Source organism: Mesorhizobium sp. M7A.F.Ca.CA.001.04.2.1, from assembly GCF_003998485.1.
GTDB classification, from domain to species: Bacteria; Pseudomonadota; Alphaproteobacteria; order Rhizobiales; family Rhizobiaceae; genus Mesorhizobium; species Mesorhizobium ciceri.
On the sequence record NZ_RZQT01000242.1, the window covers coordinates 1 to 3,712 of the forward strand.

Genomic DNA, 3,712 nt, shown 5'->3' on the forward strand with positions numbered 1-3,712 from the left:
GCGTCACCTTCCATCTCGGGGCAACGCCCCTGGTCGACGCCTTGAAGGACAGCGAATTCGATCTCGACTACATGCCCGCTCATGAGGCCGTCGAGAAGCTGCCTTTCACCATGGAAGGGCTGTCGCAATACAGGACGATCATCCTGTCCGACATTGGCGCAAACTCGCTGCTGCTTCATCCCGATGTCTGGCTGCACGGCAAGACAGTGCCGAACCGGCTCAAGCTCCTGCGCGACTGGACGCTGGCCGGCGGCGGCCTGATCATGATCGGCGGTTACTTCAGCTTCCAAGGCATTGACGGCAAGGCGCGCTGGCATCGCACGGCGGTCGAGGAGGCGCTGCCGGTGACCTGCCTTCCCAATGATGACCGGCTCGAAATTCCGGAGGGCTTTCGTCCCGAGATCACTGGTTCAAGAGACCATCCGCTTTTTGCCGGCATTGAGGGCGAATGGCCGCTGCTGCTCGGCGCCAACGAGGTCGTCGCCCGCGATCGCGACGATGTCGAGGTTCTGGCGCGGCTGCCGCAGGACCAGGGCGGCCATCCCCTGCTGGTCACCGGGCGTCACGGCGAAGGGCGCACGCTGGTCTGGACGTCGGACATCGGACCGCACTGGCTGCCGAACAGTTTTGTCGAATGGCCCGGCTATGCACGGCTTTGGACCAACGTGCTCCGCTGGGTCAGCAACGCCGTTTGAAGATGTCGCCCCAAAGTGCGTTTTTGGGGCAACGACATGTATGAGAACAAAGGTTTGAAGCCGATCAGCATCACCGGGAACGGCGAGCTCGGCCGTTGCCGCCTTCGCCTCACGGTCGTTCACGGCGGATCGGTGTTGCAGTTTCCGGCAACCTGGCTGACCGCTTCGCCGAACCCGGCGAGGTCGAAATCGGCCTCGCCGCGCCCCGCCAGCAGCCCGAACCGCCACGAAAGCTGGAGCCGGTTCGCGGCGACAAGGCGCCTGATGCCGTCGGCGCCATCGCGCACCAGCATCCGGCCGCGCGGCCCGACCGACCAGCTTTCGTCGAACTTGCTCTCCTGATCGACCGTAATCGACATGGTGATCTTGCGGCTGGCCGAAACAGCGTCGTTCAGTTGCAGCCATTCAGTCCAATGCGGCTCGCCGTTTGCCCGGCAGGCAATCGTCAGGATCGGGCTGTAGCTCAAGGCACCGCCGCCGGTGATCAGTTTGTTGGTGGCGTAGAGCGAGGCCGTCACGAGGCCGTCTTCACTCGTGCCGAAGCGCCAGTTGTCAGGCACCGTGCCGGCCTGGGCAATGCCGCAGACCGAGATAAGGATCAGCGCGATTGCCGAAGCGTGTCCCAATTCGACGAACAGTCTCAACACGCCCTCCAACAACCAAGCGGCTTGCAATAGAAGCGCAGATAATGATCAAAGCTTGGTCGCCACAGGCCGTCGCTCGCGAAGCATGGCGGCTGTTGCAGTTTGGCAACGAAAAAGGCCGCCTCGAGGGCGGCCTGAAAGCGCTATAAATTATCGAAGGTCATAATTGCACGTCTAGAGCCCTTGGAGATCTGAGAGCAACTTTTTGGCTTTCTCTATACGTTCAGGCGTCGCCTTCGATGACTTCCTGACGGCAGTCTCTGACCAAGCATCCAAGCCATAGCCAGCGCTCTCCAAAAAGTCTGCAGTCGCAGCAAGCTCTAGTGAAATTGGATCATACCCGGCGAGAATTTTCAGGGCGTGCTTTCGCGAAGCATCCAGTGGATCGCGTTCATCTTTCAAAAGCGACTGAAACACCGAATACAATTGAGACCTAGTTCCGACGCGCTTATCGTGATTTACGAATCCAAGCGCCACAGAATCCTGAGCAGAGATAGTCAGCTCCTCACTGTACGGTCCATAGTGATAGTATTGAAAGTCATAACCAAATCCGATGCCAAGGCGCTCAAGAAAATAGAAGGTTTTTTGGAGTCGGGTTTTTCCAACTAGTTCGCCTCCATTAAGATTCAATATCTTTGCTATATCTGTGGAGTTTGTCATCATCCCACTCCCATCGCGATTTGTTTCACTTTTTTCAGTGCATTAGCATTACCGGCATAGACGCGGTACACCGTACGCTTTTGTAATGCGCTAACTACATCCGACAATTCGGCCAAATCCTGATAAGGGCCGCCTGGTGACCCACGTATAAGGACCTTTGAGAGGGCCTCAGGCGTATCGTACCCACGCCTCTTGTAAGGATCCCTAGCTGGGGAATCCTCAAAAATTTCGAGATATCCAAAACCATCTGCTTTTTTTGCCTCAGATAGGGCGGCTCGAAATTTAGCTACCGACGCCTCTCCACCCCGACCCTTAAAATATTCGGTCACATCAAAGGCTTTATACAGGTCCCTTCGAAGAAGCCTGGACGCCAAATGTTTTATGTGGTCGTCAGACGCGCGCACCATAAGCGGCAAACTGCCCCACACAACCGAGTCGTCAAGGGTCAGATAATTCCTGAGGGTCGAATCGACCAAGAACTCAGTAATCGGATGAGCCGAGTCGAGACCGGTCGCTGCGACATTTCCATCCAAAATCAACTCTCCCAGCCGGACCAAAAGGGCGGTTAGAATTTTTTCTGCCGATCTGGTCGCCTTGTGGAAATATACAGCAAAATACATATGAAACAAACCAAGAACATACGCTTCGGCTGCCTGAAATGCCTTATTCCCAAGCACCAAACTATCGATATTCGCGTAATCCTCACCATCCGTCGAGAACGGCACCTGGTCGACCTCGAGATTGGCGAGCAACCAGAAATAGTCAAAACTTCCATGACTGACACCGGTCATAAGCCGGTCTCGACGAAGATAGTCGAGGCGGTCAGCATCGAATTGGCTCGAAACGATTCCCGAATAGATGTCGGTCGGCGTTTCCTGCAGCAGCAAAGTGGCAACAGCCTCTCTTGCCTCTTTGCCCATTCCCTTTTCGATGCGTCTGCCGATGTCCGTATTCTCACGAATGATGTCAGCGGTCCAAATCTCATGCCGCTTTTCGACCTTCTGGTCCCGTGCCTTTGCAATCTTCTTCATTGCGTCTTCAAACGCATGGCTAAACGGCCCATGACCCAAGTCATGCACCAACGCAGCGGCAAGAGCGATTTTTTCGCGATCTTCATCGAAGTCTCTACCAAGAAATTTCCTGACCCGGCCTGATAGCTCTCGAGCGGTATGGAACACACCTAAGCTGTGAGCCAGCCTCGTGTGCGTGGCTCCTGGATAAACAAGCTCAGAAAATCCAAGTTGTTTAATCCTCCTAAGCCGCTGCATTTCTTCGGAATTAACTGCATCCCAAAGCGCTTGCTCAAACGCGGTTTCAGAGAATTCAATGAGATCGTGTAGCGGATCTCGTATCCTTTGTGGTTTCACGTTGTCGCCCGAATCGTTTCCCCTCTCCAAAATAACACAAAGACAACAAAATCTGACTTTGACTCAGCCACCCAGCTTCTCATCAGAAATTTATCTGCTGGGTCACGGTCACACCATCTGATCTTCTCAAAATCAGGCGGTGTGGATTCGAAACGCGGGCTCGGGCCTCTGTTGCATGCAACAAACCTCGCAACGAAAAAGGCCGCCTCGAGGGCGGCCTCAGGCTGCTGACAAACCCCTGGCATTTGCCGGGGGTTTTTGATTCACTGGGTCATGTTGAAGCGACCCGCCCCTGAACAGACCGCGCTCGAGATGGTAACGCTGGATCAGTTGGTTCCGGCTGATC

At 55.2% G+C, this 3,712-nt stretch carries 4 protein-coding genes; 1 reads left to right on the forward strand and 3 read right to left on the reverse strand.

Going from position 1 to position 3,712, the window contains the following annotated elements:
- The coding region (locus EN955_RS33910) for a glutamine amidotransferase (protein ID WP_127223560.1) at positions 1-695 on the forward strand (695 nt) is incomplete at its 5' end.
- A gap of 119 nt (positions 696-814) precedes the next feature.
- Here the strand turns inward: EN955_RS33910 and EN955_RS33915 are convergent.
- The 3 genes from EN955_RS33915 to EN955_RS33925 all read right to left on the reverse strand — a co-directional run bounded on the left by EN955_RS33915 (position 815) and on the right by EN955_RS33925 (position 3,366).
- Positions 815-1,339 (reverse strand): hypothetical protein, encoded by a 525-nt coding sequence (locus tag EN955_RS33915; RefSeq protein WP_013532008.1) that lies wholly within the window; start codon positions 1,337-1,339, stop codon positions 815-817.
- A gap of 174 nt (positions 1,340-1,513) precedes the next feature.
- Positions 1,514-1,999 carry a hypothetical protein gene (locus EN955_RS33920; RefSeq protein ID WP_127219231.1) on the reverse strand — a complete coding sequence of 162 codons (486 nt, stop codon included), beginning with the start codon at positions 1,997-1,999 and terminating at the stop codon, positions 1,514-1,516.
- Complete coding sequence (locus EN955_RS33925) at positions 1,999-3,366, reverse strand: HD domain-containing protein (RefSeq protein ID WP_127219230.1); 1,368 nt, start codon at positions 3,364-3,366, stop codon at positions 1,999-2,001. The genes EN955_RS33920 and EN955_RS33925 overlap by 1 nt, the downstream gene beginning before the upstream one ends.
- Positions 3,367-3,712: the final 346 nt, after the last annotated feature.

Coding starts and splice junctions, on each gene's coding strand:
- EN955_RS33920 (WP_127219231.1), bottom strand. CDS start 1,999: ATGACAAACTCCACAGATATAGCAAAGATATTGAATCTTAATGGAGGC.